Origin of the sequence: Neobacillus sp. B4I6 (assembly GCF_050434045.1) — a bacterium.
Taxonomy (GTDB): domain Bacteria; phylum Bacillota; class Bacilli; order Bacillales; family Cytobacillaceae; genus Neobacillus.
In genome coordinates, this window is the sequence record NZ_JBNPWB010000002.1 from 3,255,444 (window position 1) to 3,273,413 (window position 17,970).

Below are 17,970 nucleotides of genomic sequence, written 5' to 3' on the forward strand. Positions count from 1 at the left end.
CCACTAAGCCATATCTATTGATTTTTTTTAAATTTACTTTTTCTAACTTCTTTTTTACAAAAAAAAGAAGGGAACTCCCCTTCTATTTTAGCGGTTCATTATTCAATTGAAAAGATAAATGAATACAACGGCTGCCCGCCGTTATGGATTTCTACTTCTACATCTTCATAAGTCTCTTCCACAAACTGTGTCAGCTGATTTACTTCTTCTTCGCTAACGTCTTCCCCATAAATGATGGTCAAGATTTCTGAATCGTCTGCGAGCATTTGTGAAAGTAATTCTTCAGCTACTTTTCCTTTGTTCTTGTTCTTTACCACAATTTTCCCCTCAGCAATACCCATAAAATCATCTTTCTCGATTTCTAAACCATCAATCTGGGTATCTCGTACAGCGAAGGTTATTTGACCAGTCTTTACGTGTTTTAGGGCATCATTCATTGCAGACTCATTGGCGTGAAGTTCCGCTGACGGATTAAAAGCTAAAAGGGCCGAAAGTCCTTGAGGGACAGTTTTAGATGGTATGACATAAATATCTTCTTCTGCCACATCGGCTGCCTGCTGGGCTGCCATAATAATGTTTTTATTATTAGGTAAAATAAATACCTTTTTAGCATTAACTTCCTTAACAGCTTTCACGATATCCTCCGTACTTGGATTCATCGTTTGCCCGCCTTCTATTACGGCATGGGCGCCAATACTTCTAAATAAATCTGCAATTCCTGCTCCCATGGAAACCGCTACAATTCCGTATTCTTGCTGCTCTTTTGGAGGCTTCTGTTGTACAGCAACGGGTGCAATATGTGTTTCACCAACTATATTGGTATGTTGTTGACGCATGTTTTCAATCTTCATATTTATTAAATTTCCGTACTTTTGTCCGTAGCTTAATACTTCGCCAGGTTGTTCGGAATGTATATGGACTTTTACAACGTCTTCATCCGCTATGACTAATAAAGAATCACCTAATTTGCTGAGGTCAGTTCGGAAAACCCCTTCACTGAAAGGATGCTTGGCTGTCTTTTCCTGTTCAAAGCGAACCATAAATTCGGTGCAGTATCCAAATTCAATATCTGCCGTGTTAATATGTCCTTGGACATTTTTGTGGTGTTCAGTATTAACCAATTCATCCATAGAAAGAGATGCAGAAGGGGTATCGGGAAGTTTTTCGCCTCTTAATACCGCAAGAAATCCTTCGTAAACAAACACAAGACCTTGTCCGCCACTATCGACAACACCGACTTCCTTTAACACTGGAAGCAGATCAGGAGTGCGCTTTAATGAAGCTTTTGCTTCTTGTAAAACTTCTTCCATAATTACAATAATATCATTTGAATTCTGGGCAGCTTGTACGCCCTTTTTAGCTGAATCCTTTGCTACAGTTAAAATGGTTCCTTCAACAGGCTTCATTACTGCTTTATACGCAGTTTCTACTCCAGCCTCGAGGGCATGGGCAAAATCATTCCCTGAAATTTGCGCTTTCATTTCTACTGCCTTAGAAAAACCACGGAACAACTGTGAAAGGATCACTCCTGAATTTCCGCGAGCCCCCATCAGCAATCCTTTAGAAAGGGCTACTCCAACTTTACCAATATGTTCTTGAACATTATTTTTTACTTCTTTCGCCCCTGATGTCATTGATAAATTCATGTTTGTTCCAGTATCACCATCGGGCACGGGAAAAACGTTTAGTGCATCAACCATTTTTGCATTTGCAGCCAAATGATTTGCACCTTGAATCACCATCTCGGCAAAACGTTTTCCATCTAAAGCTGTTATTGACACAAACTTTCCTCCTCTACTTGAGGTTCATTACACAAACTTAAGGGTTCGTCACTCGAACTCCCTGAACGTAAATATTCACCGAGTCAACGGCAAGTCCAACAGTCTTATCGAGGGTGTATTTAACCTTTGATTGCACGTTGTGGGCAATTTCGGAAATTTTCGTTCCATAGCTAACAATAATGTACATATCAATATGTAATGCCTCATTTTCTTGGCGGACGATCACGCCTCGAGTGAAATTTTCTCTTCGTAGTATTTCCGTAATTCCGTCTTTAATTTGATTCTTTGAGGCCATACCGACAATTCCATAGCATTCGATTGCCGCTCCTCCAGCGATGGTCGCGATTACTTCGTTTGAAATATCAATTTGTCCGAACTTTGTTTTTAATTCAATGGACATGAATCGTTCCCCCTCTTGAAAAAATTGCTCCTTGACTACAGTCATTTTACTATAGTCAATGCAATATTGAAAGTTATTCCTGCCTGTTTAATATAAGTGCATTTAATTAATAGGGATGTCAAGGCTTTTTTCTTGAAAGGTAACTATTGCAATCAAATAAGTTGTATGATAAATTATTAAGGTATCTCAAGTCTAGAAAATTTGTTCAATCAATTTTCTTTTTTCAGATGAGGATCTTAAAGATAGCTGTATAAAGCTTTTGGTAGTTAAGGAGGGAAATCATTATGCCACGTCAATGTGTTGTAACTGGAAAGAAAACAACAACTGGTAACGCACGTTCTCACGCTATGAACGCAAATAAGCGTACATGGGGTGCTAACCTACAAAAAGTACGTATTCTTGTTGATGGAAAGCCTAAACGTGTTTGGGTTTCTGCAAGAGCGTTAAAATCAGGTAAAGTAGAACGCGTTTAATATGGAAAAGGCATCCGTTGAGGATGTCTTTTCTTTATATACAAAAAGTACAATTACTCTACAACCCTATTTAACCAAATAAAAAGCACCCAAATTAAACGGGTGCCATTCGTTAATGAAAAGAATATCTAGATAAAAACCCATGCTATTCGTTCTTTTTAAACGCCCCAATCATCGCACGGACAAGTCCGCCTAAAAATCTCGGCAGTTTAATCGTATAGAATTTCATACTGTCCCTCCTCACAAATCTCCCCAGCTTATTCATCTCAACTTTTTTCGAACGCCCTACCATTTTATTCAAACGAACGAAATCAGTACCAAATTGTTTTGCATATTAATCGTGACTTCTTATCACTATTAATATGCCTTCAGAAAATGAAAAAGTACCATATTCACTAATAAGTTCATTACTAATACATAGTGTTGAGCCCATTGAAATATGACGATTTTCCAAAGGGAATTTAAAGCCTTCTAAGGTGAGATTGCGGACATTAAGTGTTAAAGGAACAAAGGAAATATATTTTTTTTTGTTTATTTTTTCAATTGTATAGTGCCCAGGTTCTTTAATAAAAATGATGTTATAGCGGTCAATCAAGCAGATATCAGCCGATTTTTTGGCTTTGAACTGATTCAGCAATAAGTGCACATTGGCAAATAAATGATCAAGTCTCCCCCCAGTTGCACCGAACATACGGATCATACTTGGATTCTGATCAAGTGCCCAATTGAGGGCTAACTCCATGTCTGTTTCATCTTTTTCCGGCTTATACTTCTTCAATTCTACTACACGTTCTTCAATAAACATTAATTCCTCAGATGATACTGAATCGAAATCACCAAAGGCAATGACCGGAGTTATATTTCTTTTTAACAAATGATAGACACCTCGGTCAACTCCGACCCAAACTGCATCTTTCTCTAGATACTCTGTTAAATCAGGTAATAGGCTTTCAGGTCCTCCGGCTAGAATATTAATAATCATAAAACTAACTCCTTTTCCATATGCAAAAAGCCAGCGCTAAAGCTGGCTCTTATCATTAACCTCTTATTTGCGAAATTGCCTTGGCATAATCTTCTTCATTATAAATAGCCGAACCTGCAACAAGTACATTTGCGCCGGCTTCCATGCATAGCTTTGCCGTTTCTGAATTAACACCGCCGTCAATTTCAATCTCAATGTCTAAGCCTTTTTGTTCTGCCATTTCTTTAACTTTTCTTATTTTCGGAAGTACCTCTGGTATGAATTTTTGCCCACCGAACCCTGGATTAACCGACATTAATAATACCATATCAATGTCTCCAATTATGTGCTGAATGGATTCCACGGGGGTTGCTGGGTTTAAAACAACACCCGCCTTGATACCAAAGGATTTAATATTTTGGACTGTGCGGTGAAGATGACGACATGCTTCCACATGTACGGTAATAAAATCGGCTCCAGCTTTGGCAAATGCCTCAATATATTGATCAGGGTTTTCAATCATTAGGTGTACATCAAGTGGCAGCTTCGTAATCGGACGAATGGCCTCAACAATGAGCGGACCAATCGTAATATTTGGTACAAAGTGACCATCCATGACATCGACATGAATATAGTCTGCTCCACCTTTTTCAACAGCAATAATCTCTTCACCTAATTTCGAAAAATCGGCGGAAAGAATCGAAGGTGCTATTTTTACCATCTTTAATACCTCGGCTTTCTATCTTTTATCTCCTGTAGGAAATCCAGATAATGTTCATATCGGTACTTAGGGATTTCACCTGATTCAACTGCATGTTTCACACCGCATTTCGGTTCGGTCCCATGCAAGCATCCTCGGAATTTACAATTCTCACTTGCTCTTTGCATTTCAGGAAAACATGAAGTCAAATCTTCGGCTTCAATATTGGTAAATTCTAATGAACTGAAGCCTGGTGTATCAGCTATTAATCCATTTCCAATCTTTATTAACTCCACATGTCTTGTCGTGTGTTTTCCACGGCCAAGATGCGACGAAATATCATTTGTTTTCAAATCAAGATCAGGTCTAAGGACATTTAGCAAAGATGATTTTCCTACACCTGACTGACCAGCAAAAACAGATATTTTATTATCAATGTGTGGACTTAACAGTTCAACCCCTGCTTCGGTTTCGGAAGAAGTTAGGATTACTTTATACCCTGCAGACGAATACTGCTCTGCATAAATCTTAATCTTCTTTTGCTGCTCATCGTTTGTGAGGTCCATTTTAGTGATACAAATAAGCGGTTCAATCCGATTAAATTCAACTAGCACAAGGAAACGATCTAAAAGAACGGTACTGAAATCTGGTTCAACAGCCGAAAACACAAGGATCGCTTGATCTACATTCGCTATGGGGGGACGAATCAATTCGTTCTTTCGTGTCTTCACTTCCATAATGTAGCCTTCCAAGTCATTTTCTGCTTGAAAAACAACTTCGTCTCCAACGAGGGGGGTAATTTTATTCTTTCTAAATATCCCTCTACCACGGCATTGGATCAACTTGTCATCATCAAGAACATAATAGAAACCGCTTAATGCTTTAACAATTTTCCCTTCAGGCATAGCCACACTCCTTGTCATTCATTTCGCAAAACATCAACTTATCATTCAAAATTCTGTTAACTGATTGGATAAAAGAGCATAGTAATATTAATCACTCTGTTTCTGGATAGTTAATTACGTCCTCTGCTATCACCTTGCTGTCACGAATAATCTTATAGCCCGCTTTTCCGCCATATGGAATAGTAAGTTCTATTTGTTTTTTTGTCGTTTCAGTTATAAAAAATGATTCGGCAGGTTCCGTCATACTATGATTCATATCTTCGATGTAGATTAAAACCTCTTGTTTTTGAACAGGATCTCCTGGCACTGGCACTGGGACAGTCGGTTCATAATCAATTGTTATATCTTTAACTACCGTTTTGGGCGGTTTTTCTTCTTTTCCTTTTGAAATAATGACTGATACCTTATCGCCTTTTTTCAGTTCTGTTCCAGCCTTTGGTGTTTGTGAAATTACCATGCCCGCAGGAATTTTTTCATCATATTTTTCTTCTGAGACATTTAAAGTCAGCCCTACTAATAAGGCATAATCCTCGGCCCCTTTTAAATTGTATTCGGTTAGGTCCCTTAGGACAATTATTTCAGGTCCTTTACTGACTTCAAATTCTAATACAGTATCTTCAGGAATAATTTCTTCACCTCCTGAAGGGTTTTGGCTAATAATGGTTCCTGGTTCACTCTCATCGTATTTTCTCAGTTTTCAAAATATCTTTAAAACCCCTGTCTTCTAATAAACGGAAAATATCATCATATATCCGGCCAACATAATTAGATAGCTCAATTTTTTCTTTACCAGTACTTATATATAAATTAACTTTTGCGTTCTCCTTGACTGTACTGCCAATTTCGGGGTCGGTCTTGATAACCTTTCCTTCAGCCACCAGATCATCAGGAATTTCAACCTGTTTGTCAACCACTATTCCGCTGAGCTGAAGCTCAGAAATCGCATCATCAACATCCATCCCACTTACGTCAGGTATTTTGACGTCCTTAGCAGACAATAAATCAGGTAAAAATGTAACTGTTAATAGTCCGAGAATGGAAAGTATAAGGAAAGTCGAAATTAAGATCATCGGCCATTTTTTCCGCTTTTTCTTACTAGTTTTCTCCTTATTAGGTGTATCCTTTTTGGCAGGCAATATTTTATCATTACTATGCACTAATGTTTCATCAAGGTTTTTATGTGGACGGTCATCTGTTATGATTGGAATGGCTTTTGTTGCCTCATCATCAATTGGAATAATAAACTTCGGTTCATCCATTCTTTCTGGATTTAGTGCCGTCCTTAAATCCTCCTCCATTTCATCGACACTGTTATAACGATGGAATGGATCCTTTGCCGTTGCTTTTAGGACTATATTCTCTACACTTTGCGGTATAGTTGAATTCCACCTTCTAACAGAAGGTGTTTCTGACTGTAGATGTTTCAATGCAATCGAAACGGCTGATTCCCCTGAGAATGGAAGCCTGCCTGTTAAAATTTCGAACATGACAATCCCAAGTGAATAAATATCTGATTTCCGATTAGCCATTCCCCCACGAGCTTGTTCCGGTGATAAATAGTGGACAGAACCCAACACAGAATTTGTTTGGGTAATGCTTGTCGCACTTAAGGCCATGGCTATCCCAAAATCAGTAATTTTCACACTGCCATTAGGATCAATTAGAATGTTATGCGGCTTTATATCACGATGAATAATATGATTTTGATGGGCATGGGAAATTGCAGATGTTAATTGCATCATTATGTCTAATGCTTTTTCTACACGGAGTGATGAATGCTGGTTTATGTATTGCTTTAATGTTTGCCCATTCACATATTCCATAACAATATAGTAAAGAGAATCCTCTTCACCCACATCATAAATACTAACGATATTGGGATGGGTAAGACTTGTGGCAGATTGTGCTTCTCTATGAAAGCGTCGAATAAATTCTTCATCATTGGCAAAATCAAGGCGGAGCATTTTCACGGCAACTTCTCTGTCCAGTATCATATCATGTGCTAAATAGACATTGGCCATTCCGCCTCCGCCAATCATTTTAAGAATTTTATAGCGGCCGCTTATTCTTTTCCCAATAATCACTGCTCATCACCCAATTCAAAATCATTAGCATATTCTAATATGATCAGGGTAATATTGTCTTCTCCACCGTTATCATTTGCAATATTAATTAATGTGGAAGCCTTTTGTTCAAGTGATTCTTCATTTTGAAGAATACTTACCATTTCCTGTTCGTTGACTTTATTTGACAACCCATCAGAACATAAAAGGAGAAAATCTCCTTCTTCGAACATTATCGTTTTTATATCGATCTTTACATCCTGTTCTGTTCCTAACGCTCTTAATATCCAATTTTTCCTGGGATGATGTTCTGCATCCTCTTTTGTGATTTGTCCAGTTCGGACTAACTCATTCACAAGTGTATGGTCCTCAGTTAGCTGCTGGAAGCCAGTATCATTTAAGATATAACAACGACTATCCCCCACATGTGCAATCGTTGTAAAATTTTCAGAAGCAATCACTGCCTCTATAGTAGTACCCATACCTTCGCATTCCACGTGACTTCTTGAATGGTCAAACAATAATTGATTAACCTGGAGAACATGGGTTTTCAGCCATGCTTCGGCTTGATCTGCTGTATGAATTCCTTCAGATTTCTCCCACATTTCTTGAAGATGCGTAACGCTCATACTACTAGCAACATCACCGGCAAGGTGACCGCCCATGCCATCTGCTACGATGGCAAGTCGGTGTCCATCCCGATTAACAAAAGTACCACCACTATCCTCATTATTCTGGCGTACTCTACCCTGGTCCGTTTTAAAAACAGCCTTCACTTTTGTCACCTCGTCTCCTCTTTCCGCTCCTTTGCACGAAGTTGCCCGCATGCTGCAGCGATATCTGAACCTTGCTCCCTGCGAATGGTTACATTAATACCTCGGTTTTTCAATGTTTTTTCAAAAGCAAAAATTTTGTCTCGTGGAGTCCGTACATAATCTCTTTCAGGAACATAGTTTACAGGAATTAGATTCACATGACATTTTAATCCTTTTAATAATATAGCTAACTCTTCAGCATGCTCGACTGAATCGTTTACACCGCCAAAAAGTCCATATTCAAAGCTTATTCTACGACCTGTCTTATCGATATAATACCTTACTGCTTCCATTAAGTCATCTAGTTTATAAGCCTTATTAATAGGCATTAGCCTTGAACGTAATTCGGTATTGGGAGCGTGTAGAGAAATAGCAAAATTAATTTGTGTATTTTCATCTGCAAATTGATAAATTTTCGGAACGATACCACTTGTTGATACGGTTATATGACGTGCTCCGATATTAAGAGCCTTTTCATGATTGATTATTTTTAAAAATGATAACATATTATCATAATTATCAAATGGCTCACCAATTCCCATGATAACAACTGAATTTACACGCTCATCTGTTTCATCAAGTGTTTGCTGAACTTTTACAACTTGTGCGACAATCTCTCCTGCCTCTAAGTGTCTTTTTAAGCCGCCTAATGTAGAGGCACAAAAAGTACACCCTATTCGGCAGCCTACCTGTGTCGTAACACAAACGGAGTTTCCATAATCATGACGCATTAGCACCGTTTCAATGGAGTACCCATCTTGAAGTTCAAAAAGGAATTTTATGGTTCCATCAGATGATGTTTGTTGAATCGCCGTATTTAATGTTGTTAATTCAAAATGGCCAGCAAGCTTATCTCTTAAGCCCTTTGATACATTACTCATATCCTCAAATGATGTAATTCGTTTTTTATAAAGCCATTCATAGATTTGTTCGGCACGGAATGCCTTTTCAGCATTTTCAGTCAGCCAATTCTTTAATTCGTTAAGCTGTAATGAATAAATTGATTTCTTCTTAATTTCCTTAGCTGTGTTTGTCTCAGTTGTATTTAATTGTTCCAACTGTTACACCTTCTTCCTTAAAACTGCAATATAGAACCCATCTGACCCAAGATCTTGTGGGAATATCTGTACATCAAAACCTGTAATCAATGGTTGGATAGCTTCAGGCATCCTGTTTTTAAATGATAAATCTCCTTCGAATTCAGGGTTATTCTTTAGGAATGTCTTAACCGTGTATTCATTTTCCTCTTTATCTACTGTACAAGTACTATAGACAAGGATGCCATCCTTTTTCAATAAAGGGGATACGGACATTAATAAGTCTTGCTGGATCGTACTTAACCTCTCAATATCCTTCTCTGTTTTTGTGTATTTCATATCAGGCTTTCTCCTCATTACTCCAAGACCCGAGCACGGAGCATCCAGAAGGATACGATCAAATGATTCTTTGTTGAATTTTTCCTGTATTTGTCTGGAATCAGAAACGCTTGTTTTTATATTTTCTAACCCTAGTCGCTTGGCATTATCATTGATTAATCTGACTTTGTGCTGATGGAGATCAACCGATACAACTTCTCCCGTATTATCCATTTTTTCAGCGATATGTGTACTTTTACCACCTGGTGCTGCACAAGCATCAAGGATAAATTCGTTTTGCTTTGCTCCTAATGCATAGGCGGCGAGCATTGAGCTTTCATCTTGAATAGTAAACATTCCATATTTAAAAGCAATAGTAGACGCTAAATTCCCCTTTAACGATCTGATCGCCTCAGGAATAATTGGACTTTTCTCGATTTGAAAACCATCTTCTTCTAAGATTGCAACACATTCATCTCTTGAAATTTTCGTGAGATTAACTCTAGCTGTTTGCAATGGTGCTGTTAGATTTACTTCACACATTTCTTTTGTTTTTTCATAGCCAAATTGGTTTACCCATCGGGTAATTAGCCATTCTGGGTGGCTAGTTTCAAGTGATAGTCTTTTGTTTGGGTCCGTGATTTCCTCCATGGATGGGAGCCCTTCTCTTTGAATACTCCGCAATACTCCATTTACCAAACTTGCTATCCCCTTATGACCACGACTTTTGGCAATTTCTACTGCTTCGTAGATCGCTGCTCTGTCCGGAATTCGATCGAGATAAATCATTTGATAAAGCGTTAGTCTAAGTAAATGATGAACCCAATTGGCTAACTTTTTATTATCTTTGACAAAAGGCTCTAAATAATAGTCAAGTGCCATTCTTCTTTGTAAGGTTCCATACGTCAATTCCGTTAGCAGTCCGACGTCCTTAGGAGACAATTCGTGTTTTTCAATTGTATTATTAAGAAGTAAATTGCTGTAAGATTGGTTTTTCTCAATAGCAACTAAACTATCCATTGCGATTGCCCGTACATTATTTATTGTTGATGTCATTTTATTCTCCCAGCTTGGTGCCTATTGAAATTTTTGAACCCCGTAAAAATTGTTCACTCATCATTTTTGTTTTTCCAGAGGGCTGAAGTTCAATGATTTTGATTGCTGTTTCATTACCGGTTGATACCGAAAAGCCATCCGATTCTATATTAATAATTGTTCCAGGTACTTCCACATTCTGTCCAGATACCTTTTCTGCCCGCCAAATTTTTAAGACCTGGCCATTCAGGGTTGTAAACGCAACTGGCCATGGATTTAGAGCACGGATATGATTAAAGATTTCTTCACCTGATTTTGTCCAATTAATTTTTTCTTGTTCTCGCTTAATATTGGCAGCAAATGTGGCTTCTTCATTGTTTTGAGGCTTAGGCGTCAGACGGCCTTCCAAAAGAAGCGGCAAGGTTTCTGCCAACAATTTAGCCCCGGCTGTACTTAATTTAATGTGCAATGTACCAACATTGTCCTCTACAGCAATTGGGACTTCAATACTTGTTAAAATATCCCCAGCATCTAATTTTTCAACCATATACATGATGGTAACACCTGTTTTTTGTTTTCCTTGCATAATGGCATAATGAATAGGAGCACCACCACGAAGTTCTGGGAGCAGGGATGCATGAACATTTATACAACCGTATTTAGGCGCTTCTAACAGCTTATTGGGTAGGATTTGCCCAAACGCAGCAGTAACAATTAAATCTGGATTCAAGGAAAGGATTTTTTCAAGTTCTTCTTCTTGACGGATTTTTTCTGGTTGAAAGACAGGAATAGAATGTTTCAAGGCTTCTACCTTAACCGGGGGAGGTGTTAAAATCTTTTTTCTTCCCACCGGTCGATCTGGTTGTGTAACTACTCCAATGACATCATATCCATCTTTAATCAGTTGTTGTAAGATTGGCACAGAAAAATCTGGAGTACCCATAAAAACAATTTTCGTCATTCAACTTCTACTCCTTTTAACTCATCTTCCTCGAGATATCTCGTCACTTTAGATGTAAATAAAATCCCGTCCAGATGATCGATTTCATGTTGAATCGCCCTTGCTAGGAATTCTTCTGCTTCTAATGTGTATTTTCTGCCTTTACGGTCAAATGCTTCAATTTTAACAAAATTGGGCCTTGTCACTTCACCGAATAATCCAGGGAAACTTAAACAACCTTCTGGTCCAGTTTGTTCACCGGATGTTTCTAATATTTCTGGGTTAATCATTTCGATTGTCCCTAATTCATCATCGATATCAACAATTGCGATGCGTGCGTCCAATCCAATTTGAGGAGCAGCTAGTCCCACCCCATCAAATTCAATCATCGTGTCATACATATTATCAAGTATTTTTGCAAGCTTTTTATCAAACTTAATCACTGGCTTGCAAGTCTGCTCAAGTATCTCAGCAGGGTAATTTATTACTTTGAGTATAGGCAAATTATTTCCCCCAATAATTCCATTCTTATATAGGCGTTTTAAATTTATTAATTGCTTACATTTTCACCAAAAATGCGAAATAATAACCTTTGATGACCAGGTTACCTTTGGCTAACTTACATTAATATAAATGGATTTACATCTATTGAAACCAATAAGCCGCTTTTAGTATCTTTCTGGTGTTGATCCAAGATGGTTTTTAACATTTTTGTCAAGTTCGGTTCCCGCTTGTATTTTATCAGACATTGATAGCGATATCTATTATTAATCCTAGGAATCGGCGAGGCTGCAGGTCCTAAAACGACGGCATCCTTTGAAACCTGTGAACGTACATAATTAACAATTTTCTCTGTCGCTGTAACGACAGTCATCAATTGGTCATGACTGACTGTTATGAGGGACAGATAATAGAAGGGTGGATAATGATGGGTTTTTCGAATCATCATTTCTCTTTGGTAAAAGAGATCATAATCCTGTGTTCCCGCAAGTTCGACACTATAGTGTTCAGGGGTGTAGGTCTGAATGATGACCTCCCCCGGCAATTGATGACGTCCCGCTCTTCCGCTTACCTGTGTTAATAATTGAAAGGTTTTTTCAGACGCACGGAAATCAGGTAAATGCAGCATCGTATCAGCCGAAAGCACACCAACTAGGGTGATATTTGGGAAATCCAGCCCTTTTGCAATCATTTGAGTCCCGAGGAGAATATCTGCTTTGCCATTCTGAAAGTCAGTTAATAATCGTTCATGTGAGCCCTTTCGACCAGTTGTATCAACATCCATCCGAATAACCCTTGCTTCTGGGAGAATTTTACCAAGCTCGTCCTCTACCTTTTGAGTACCAGTCCCAAAATACCGAATATAATCACTGGAACACTCCGGGCATTGCTTAGGAACATGGCTTTCATACCCGCAATAATGGCATTTCATTTGTTCATTTACTCGGTGGTAGGTAAGCGATATGTCGCAGTTTGGGCAGTTCATCACATAACCGCAGTCCCGGCACATTACAAATGACGAATGACCCCGTTTATTTAAAAATAAAACCGATTGTTGTTTTTTTTCTATTCGGTCCTTTAGCATATCAAAAAGCTTACGTGAAAACATTGACCGATTTCCGTCACGAAGCTCCTCACGCATATCAATGATCTCTACTGAGGGCAGGGTTTGATTATTCATCCGGTTAGGGAGCGATAATAGATGATACACCTTCTTTTGAGCCCTGGCAAACGACTCGAGTGATGGGGTAGCGCTTCCGAGCACAACTGGACAGTTATACGTTTTAGCTCTTTCAATTGCAACATCCCTAGCATGATATCGAGGCATATCCTCCTGCTTATAACTTGTTTCGTGCTCTTCATCAATAATAATAATTCCTAAGTTCTCAAATGGGGCAAAAATCGCTGATCTTGCTCCTACAGCTACTTTTACTTCTTTACGTTGAATCTTCCGCCACTCATCATATTTTTCTCCAGCTGACAAACCGCTGTGCAAAACAGCCACTAAGTCCCCAAATCTCCCTTTAAAACGATTCACCATTTGGGGAGTGAGCGATATTTCTGGTACAAGCACTATTGCTTCCTGTCCTCTTTCAATAACTTCTTGAATGGATTGGAGGTAAATTTCGGTTTTTCCGCTTCCTGTTACACCATAGAGCAAGAATACCTCATGTCGATTTGATTCAATCGCGTTTAGAATCGGCCCAATCACGGTCTGTTGGGAATTTGTTAATGGTAAGGGCTTTGTTCGTTTAAAGGTCCTATGTTCAAACGGATCGCGGTAAACTTCCATTTCATACTCAGTAAGAAGTTTCTTTTCTACAAGTGCCTTAACAGTTGAAGATGTCGTACTTAATTCAGCGACAAGCTGCCTCAATTCGACTGGTTCGAAATGATTGATAAAATAGCTCAATACTAGTTTTTGCTTTTCAGCTTTTGCTGGAAATCGTACTACTTCATCTTTCAATTCAGAAAGAGATACAAGTGGGCGGACAAACTTACGCTGTTTCTTTTTGACCTTCTCCTTAACGATGTAAAGGACTTCAAGTTTACCTTTTGCTGCTTCCTTTTGTAATAAGGGAACCACTCCATTATTCAAAGCATCTTCCCAGTCAATCATTGGATTGTTTTCAAAAAGAGTTTGAAGGGGTTCTGATAAATCAGCAGCCTCCACCCCTGCAGTAATCTTCACTTTTTTTTCGTATTTAGCTTTTAACGCGGCTGGAAGCATAACCTGAAAAGCAAAGATTTTAAAACAAAGTGTATTCTCAGTTAGCCAGTCACCCAGGTCAAGTAAATCCTTGTTTAAGATTGGCTCAAGATCCATGGGCTCGATAATTTCTCTTAATTTTTTAAATTCAGATTGTGTTTTAAGCGATGTGACAAATCCTTGGATTTTTCTCGGACCAAACGGAACGATTACCCTCATTCCCGGCTGGATTGTTCCCCACCACTGCTCTGGAATTAAATAATCGAACGCTCTATCCGTTTGTTTTGCCGGTACATCCACAATCACACTAGCTATTTCCATTTTCATCCATATCCTTCAATAAGGAAGTAATTTCTTTGATAATCCTTTTTGCTACATCACTTTTTGACATAATCGGTAAATCTATATTTGAGCCAGACCGTTTGAAAAGTGTGACAATATTTGTATCTGTCCCAAACCCTGCCCCTTCCGCTTTCACATTGTTTGCAACGATCATATCCGCATTTTTCGCATTTAATTTTTTCCTTGCATATTCTTCAACATTTTCAGTTTCAGCTGCAAAGCCTACAAGCACTTGGTTCTTCTTTCTCTTACCCAACTCAAGCAGGATATCTTTCGTTCGTTCCAACTCTATACTCGAGTCACCGGCTTGTTTCTTTACCTTATGATCAAATGTAATTTTTGGACGGTAATCGGCAACGGCGGCTGTTTTAATGACTACATCCGCAGAGTCATAATACTTCAACACAGCATTGAACATTTCTTCAGCGCTCTCGACCTTCACCACTTCCATACCTAATGGAGCCGGCAACCCAACCGGTCCCGAAACTAATACAACATGGGCACCTTGTTTTTTTGCCTCAACTGCAAGGGCATAACCCATTTTCCCTGTTGAATGATTGGAAATAAAACGAACAGGATCAATCTTCTCCCGTGTTGGCCCCGCTGTAACCACAACTGTTTTTCCTCTTAAGGTTTGTTGGAATTGATCGGTAAAAAATTGTTGTACGAGCTGGACGATTTTTTCCGGCTCTTCCAAACGGCCCTTTCCTACATATCCACAGGCAAGATAACCTTCACTTGGTTCAATAAATTGATATCCGTACTCAGCCAATATTGAGAGGTTCTTTTTCACAGCAGGATGGTCGTACATATGCACATTCATCGCAGGGGCAATCCAGACTGGTGAGGTTGCTGCAAGCAGGACCGTTGTTATCATATTATCGGCTATTCCACCAGCTATTTTTCCCATCGTATTTGCTGTAGCAGGAGCAACAAGGATTAAATCCGCCCAATCAGCTAAATCAATATGGGCAATGACACGCGGATTTTTTTCGTCAAAGGTATCAACATATACTTCATTACGGGATAACGCCTGAAAAGTTAATGGGGTAACAAATTTCTGTGCAGATTCACTTAAAATGACTTTTACATGAGCACCAGCCTGAACAAGCTTACTTGTTAGTGCCGCTGCCTTATATACGGCGATTCCGCCTGTAACACATAATAATATTTTTTTATCCTGTACCATTATTGGATTCCCCCGTTTCTCGTTCATTTCACTCTTTCTTTATTATGCTAGAATAAATGCAATTTTTCACCTTTTTCCACTCGTAATTCGACAAATTCTACATAACGAGGATAACCAAAATAAAAAAGGCTGACATGTAAGGATTTCCCCTTTTGTCAGGCCTTCTCTCAGAAATTTACTGTCAATCAATAACTATTTAAGACTACTCAGCAGATGTGTCTGCTTTATTAGAAATTCGGTAGGTTAGTTCACCGCTGTATATTTCCTCTAGTGCTTTTCCAACATGTTTATGGGAAACGTATTTTGGCAATCTTTCATCTCTTACCTGGGACATCACGCGAGCGCGCTTCGCAGCTACGGAAACAAGCGAGTATTTCGAATCAATTTTCTCAAGCAGCGAATCAATAGAAGGATATAACATTATAATTCAACCTCCAGCAATTTTTTATAGCGGTGTTCAACACGTTCTCTGCGGCAATGCTCCGCAGTAACAATGGATTTCACGCGTTCACAGGCGCGCTCCACTTGATCATTTTCAACAACATAATCATATAATTCCATCATTTCAATTTCTTCGCGAGCTGAAAGCAGGCGGTTTTGTATGATGTCATCTGTTTCCGTTCCTCTTGTTACAATCCGATTCTTTAGTTCAGATAAACTTGGCGGCATAAGGAAAATAAATAAACCTTCAGGGAACTTTTCTCGTACCTGACGGGCACCCTTTACTTCAATCTCTAAGAAGACGTCTTTTCCAGCATCCAGAGTGGAACGAACATAGTCAACAGGGGTACCATAATAATTCCCGACAAATTCGGCATACTCTAACAGTTTGCCCTGTTCAATTAATTGTTCAAACTCTTCTCTTGACTTAAAAAAGTAATCCACTCCATCAATCTCCCCATCTCGAGGTGAGCGGGTTGTCATTGAAATGGAGTATTCAAAAGCTGTATCCGGATGGGAAAAAATTTCTTTCCGAACCGTTCCTTTTCCAACCCCGGAGGGCCCAGAAAGTACAATCAGCAATCCTTTTTCCTGCATTTCATAAATCCTACCCTTCATCAATTATTTCATCACGATCAGCTAAGCGGTGCGCTACCGTTTCAGGTTGTACAGCTGATAGAATAACATGATCACTATCCATAACAATCACCGCTCGTGTCCGCCTACCGTATGTGGCATCAATTAATGCTCCCCGGTCCCGGGCATCTTGAATAATTCTTTTTATTGGAGCAGATTCAGGGCTGACAATTGAAATAATTCGATTGGCAGAAACGATATTTCCAAATCCAATATTAATTAATTTTATCGACATGGTACTCATCCAATCATTAATAATATATTTTGACCGTCTCAAACAGTTTCTAAACAAGGTTCACTCGATATTTTGAACCTGTTCTTTTAGCTTCTCAAGTAGACTTTTAATATCTACAACCTTTTTAGCAATGTTTGAATCGTTTGCTTTTGAACCAATGGTATTTGCTTCTCTATTCATTTCCTGGACGATAAAATCCAATTTTCTTCCAATTGGTTCCATGCTCTCAAGGGTTTGCAAGAATTGTTGAAAATGGCTTTTTAATCGTGTGACTTCTTCATTTATATCTGCTTTATCAGCAAAAACGGCGACTTCCGTCAAGATCCTCGTTTCGTCCAATTGCCCATTAACAAACTCTTCCATTCTTTTTGTTAAACGCTCTTTAAAGGATTGAACAACTAGTGGAGCAAATTTCTGGAGTTCAAAAACATGTGATTCTAATTGAGATAAAATGGCGAGCAAATCCTTTTTTAATTCTTCACCTTCTGCCATCCGCATTTGTGTTAAAAACCTGGCAGCTTCTTCTGTTGCAGCCAGAACTAGATTATCAAGTTCTTCATTGCCAGCTTCACTTTCTTCAATATGTAAAAGTTCACTTCTACTTAGCAAATTCTGAAGTGTTAACGTTCCTTCAACATCATATTTTTCACGAGCCTGTTTGATAAATTGATAATACTCATCTAGCAGTTTCCAATCCACGATGACTTTGCGGGTTACGACGCCTTCACCCTCTAAGCTAACATAAACTTCTACCCTTCCACGGCGGATATACTGATTAAGTTTCTTTTTCATTCTATCTTCTATTTTTAAAAGCTGCCTTGGCATGCGGATATTCATTTCACAGAAACGGTGGTTCACTGTTTTTACTTCCACATTGACAGAGAAGCAATCTGATTCTGTTTTAGCTCTTCCAAAGCCTGTCATACTTATAACCATTTTTGTGCACATCCAATCTTCTGAAAAATTGATCGGCTAGCTATATTTTTCAA

At 38.7% G+C, this 17,970-nt stretch carries 18 protein-coding genes and 1 pseudogene; 1 reads left to right on the forward strand and 18 read right to left on the reverse strand.

Annotated elements, in window-relative coordinates; translation table 11 throughout:
• Positions 1-98: 98 nt before the first annotated feature.
• Together QF028_RS18125 and QF028_RS18130 are read right to left on the reverse strand one after the other, a co-directional pair.
• Complete coding sequence (locus QF028_RS18125) at positions 99-1,781, reverse strand: DAK2 domain-containing protein (RefSeq protein WP_429467503.1); 1,683 nt, start codon at positions 1,779-1,781, stop codon at positions 99-101.
• Between the two features lie 37 nt (positions 1,782-1,818).
• Positions 1,819-2,181 carry an Asp23/Gls24 family envelope stress response protein gene (locus QF028_RS18130; protein ID WP_088086349.1) on the reverse strand — a complete coding sequence of 121 codons (363 nt, stop codon included), beginning with the start codon at positions 2,179-2,181 and terminating at the stop codon, positions 1,819-1,821.
• A 284-nt stretch (positions 2,182-2,465) separates the two neighbouring features.
• Here QF028_RS18130 and rpmB point away from each other — a divergent pair, with 284 nt between their 5' ends.
• A complete protein-coding gene (rpmB, locus tag QF028_RS18135) occupies positions 2,466-2,654 on the forward strand; it encodes a 50S ribosomal protein L28 (protein WP_026566424.1) in 189 nt (62 codons plus the stop codon).
• A gap of 145 nt (positions 2,655-2,799) precedes the next feature.
• Here the strand turns inward: rpmB and spoVM are convergent, their stop codons facing one another.
• The 16 genes and pseudogenes from spoVM to QF028_RS18215 all read right to left on the reverse strand — a co-directional run bounded on the left by spoVM (position 2,800) and on the right by QF028_RS18215 (position 17,917).
• The gene (gene spoVM, locus QF028_RS18140) at positions 2,800-2,883 is read right to left on the reverse strand and encodes a stage V sporulation protein SpoVM (RefSeq protein ID WP_007087787.1); all 84 of its coding nucleotides are present in this window, start codon (positions 2,881-2,883) and stop codon (positions 2,800-2,802) included.
• 105 nt (positions 2,884-2,988) lie between these two features.
• Positions 2,989-3,636, reverse strand: coding sequence for a thiamine diphosphokinase (locus QF028_RS18145; protein WP_429467506.1), 648 nt, complete (start codon positions 3,634-3,636; stop codon positions 2,989-2,991).
• Positions 3,637-3,691: 55 nt separating this feature from the next.
• Positions 3,692-4,336: a ribulose-phosphate 3-epimerase gene (gene rpe / locus QF028_RS18150; protein ID WP_088086347.1), complete on the reverse strand. Its 645-nt coding sequence runs from the start codon at positions 4,334-4,336 to the stop codon at positions 3,692-3,694.
• Positions 4,337-4,338: 2 nt separating this feature from the next.
• Positions 4,339-5,220, reverse strand: coding sequence for a ribosome small subunit-dependent GTPase A (rsgA, locus tag QF028_RS18155; protein WP_429467509.1), 882 nt, complete (start codon positions 5,218-5,220; stop codon positions 4,339-4,341).
• A 91-nt stretch (positions 5,221-5,311) separates the two neighbouring features.
• A pseudogene (gene pknB / locus QF028_RS18160) lies at positions 5,312-7,304 on the reverse strand (Stk1 family PASTA domain-containing Ser/Thr kinase).
• Entirely contained in the window at positions 7,301-8,059 is a 759-nt protein-coding gene (locus QF028_RS18165) for a Stp1/IreP family PP2C-type Ser/Thr phosphatase (protein WP_410888175.1), read from the reverse strand. Before QF028_RS18165 ends, pknB begins: the two are co-directional and overlap by 4 nt.
• Before the next feature lie 5 nt (positions 8,060-8,064).
• Positions 8,065-9,156, reverse strand: a complete 1,092-nt coding sequence (rlmN, locus tag QF028_RS18170) for a 23S rRNA (adenine(2503)-C(2))-methyltransferase RlmN (RefSeq protein WP_429467511.1) — start codon at positions 9,154-9,156, stop codon at positions 8,065-8,067.
• Positions 9,157-9,159: 3 nt separating this feature from the next.
• A complete protein-coding gene (rsmB, locus tag QF028_RS18175; protein WP_429467513.1) occupies positions 9,160-10,509 on the reverse strand; it encodes a 16S rRNA (cytosine(967)-C(5))-methyltransferase RsmB in 1,350 nt (449 codons plus the stop codon).
• 1 nt (position 10,510) lies between these two features.
• Positions 10,511-11,449, reverse strand: a complete 939-nt coding sequence (gene fmt / locus QF028_RS18180) for a methionyl-tRNA formyltransferase (RefSeq protein WP_429467515.1) — start codon at positions 11,447-11,449, stop codon at positions 10,511-10,513.
• Positions 11,446-11,931, reverse strand: coding sequence for a peptide deformylase (gene def, locus QF028_RS18185; protein WP_429467518.1), 486 nt, complete (start codon positions 11,929-11,931; stop codon positions 11,446-11,448). The genes fmt and def overlap by 4 nt, the downstream gene beginning before the upstream one ends.
• A 116-nt stretch (positions 11,932-12,047) precedes the next feature.
• Entirely contained in the window at positions 12,048-14,459 is a 2,412-nt protein-coding gene (gene priA / locus QF028_RS18190) for a primosomal protein N' (RefSeq protein WP_429472409.1), read from the reverse strand.
• A complete protein-coding gene (gene coaBC / locus QF028_RS18195) occupies positions 14,446-15,669 on the reverse strand; it encodes a bifunctional phosphopantothenoylcysteine decarboxylase/phosphopantothenate--cysteine ligase CoaBC (protein ID WP_429467521.1) in 1,224 nt (407 codons plus the stop codon). The genes priA and coaBC overlap by 14 nt, the downstream gene beginning before the upstream one ends.
• A gap of 202 nt (positions 15,670-15,871) precedes the next feature.
• Positions 15,872-16,090, reverse strand: a complete 219-nt coding sequence (gene rpoZ, locus QF028_RS18200; RefSeq protein ID WP_215000299.1) for a DNA-directed RNA polymerase subunit omega — start codon at positions 16,088-16,090, stop codon at positions 15,872-15,874.
• Positions 16,090-16,707, reverse strand: coding sequence for a guanylate kinase (gene gmk / locus QF028_RS18205; protein WP_214731260.1), 618 nt, complete (start codon positions 16,705-16,707; stop codon positions 16,090-16,092). The genes rpoZ and gmk overlap by 1 nt, the downstream gene beginning before the upstream one ends.
• A gap of 10 nt (positions 16,708-16,717) precedes the next feature.
• Positions 16,718-16,981, reverse strand: a complete 264-nt coding sequence (gene remA / locus QF028_RS18210; protein ID WP_026566410.1) for an extracellular matrix/biofilm regulator RemA — start codon at positions 16,979-16,981, stop codon at positions 16,718-16,720.
• Between the two features lie 60 nt (positions 16,982-17,041).
• Positions 17,042-17,917: a YicC/YloC family endoribonuclease gene (locus QF028_RS18215; protein ID WP_429467524.1), complete on the reverse strand. Its 876-nt coding sequence runs from the start codon at positions 17,915-17,917 to the stop codon at positions 17,042-17,044.
• Between the last annotated feature and the right edge of the window lie 53 nt (positions 17,918-17,970).

Excerpts from the sequence above, each read along its gene's own strand:
- rsgA (WP_429467509.1), bottom strand. The coding sequence starts at position 5,220 with ATGCCTGAAGGGAAAATTGTTAAAGCATTAAGCGGTTTCTATTATGTT.
- QF028_RS18145 (WP_429467506.1), bottom strand. The coding sequence starts at position 3,636 with ATGATTATTAATATTCTAGCCGGAGGACCTGAAAGCCTATTACCTGAT.
- rpoZ (WP_215000299.1), bottom strand. The coding sequence starts at position 16,090 with ATGTTATATCCTTCTATTGATTCGCTGCTTGAGAAAATTGATTCGAAA.
- rpmB (WP_026566424.1), top strand. The coding sequence starts at position 2,466 with ATGCCACGTCAATGTGTTGTAACTGGAAAGAAAACAACAACTGGTAAC.
- spoVM (WP_007087787.1), bottom strand. The coding sequence starts at position 2,883 with ATGAAATTCTATACGATTAAACTGCCGAGATTTTTAGGCGGACTTGTC.
- rsmB (WP_429467513.1), bottom strand. The coding sequence starts at position 10,509 with ATGACATCAACAATAAATAATGTACGGGCAATCGCAATGGATAGTTTA.
- rpe (WP_088086347.1), bottom strand. The coding sequence starts at position 4,336 with ATGGTAAAAATAGCACCTTCGATTCTTTCCGCCGATTTTTCGAAATTA.
- QF028_RS18215 (WP_429467524.1), bottom strand. The coding sequence starts at position 17,917 with ATGGTTATAAGTATGACAGGCTTTGGAAGAGCTAAAACAGAATCAGAT.
- fmt (WP_429467515.1), bottom strand. The coding sequence starts at position 11,449 with ATGACGAAAATTGTTTTTATGGGTACTCCAGATTTTTCTGTGCCAATC.
- QF028_RS18130 (WP_088086349.1), bottom strand. The coding sequence starts at position 2,181 with ATGTCCATTGAATTAAAAACAAAGTTCGGACAAATTGATATTTCAAAC.
- remA (WP_026566410.1), bottom strand. The coding sequence starts at position 16,981 with ATGTCGATAAAATTAATTAATATTGGATTTGGAAATATCGTTTCTGCC.
- priA (WP_429472409.1), bottom strand. The coding sequence starts at position 14,459 with ATGGAAATAGCTAGTGTGATTGTGGATGTACCGGCAAAACAAACGGAT.
- coaBC (WP_429467521.1), bottom strand. The coding sequence starts at position 15,669 with ATGGTACAGGATAAAAAAATATTATTATGTGTTACAGGCGGAATCGCC.
- gmk (WP_214731260.1), bottom strand. The coding sequence starts at position 16,707 with ATGCAGGAAAAAGGATTGCTGATTGTACTTTCTGGGCCCTCCGGGGTT.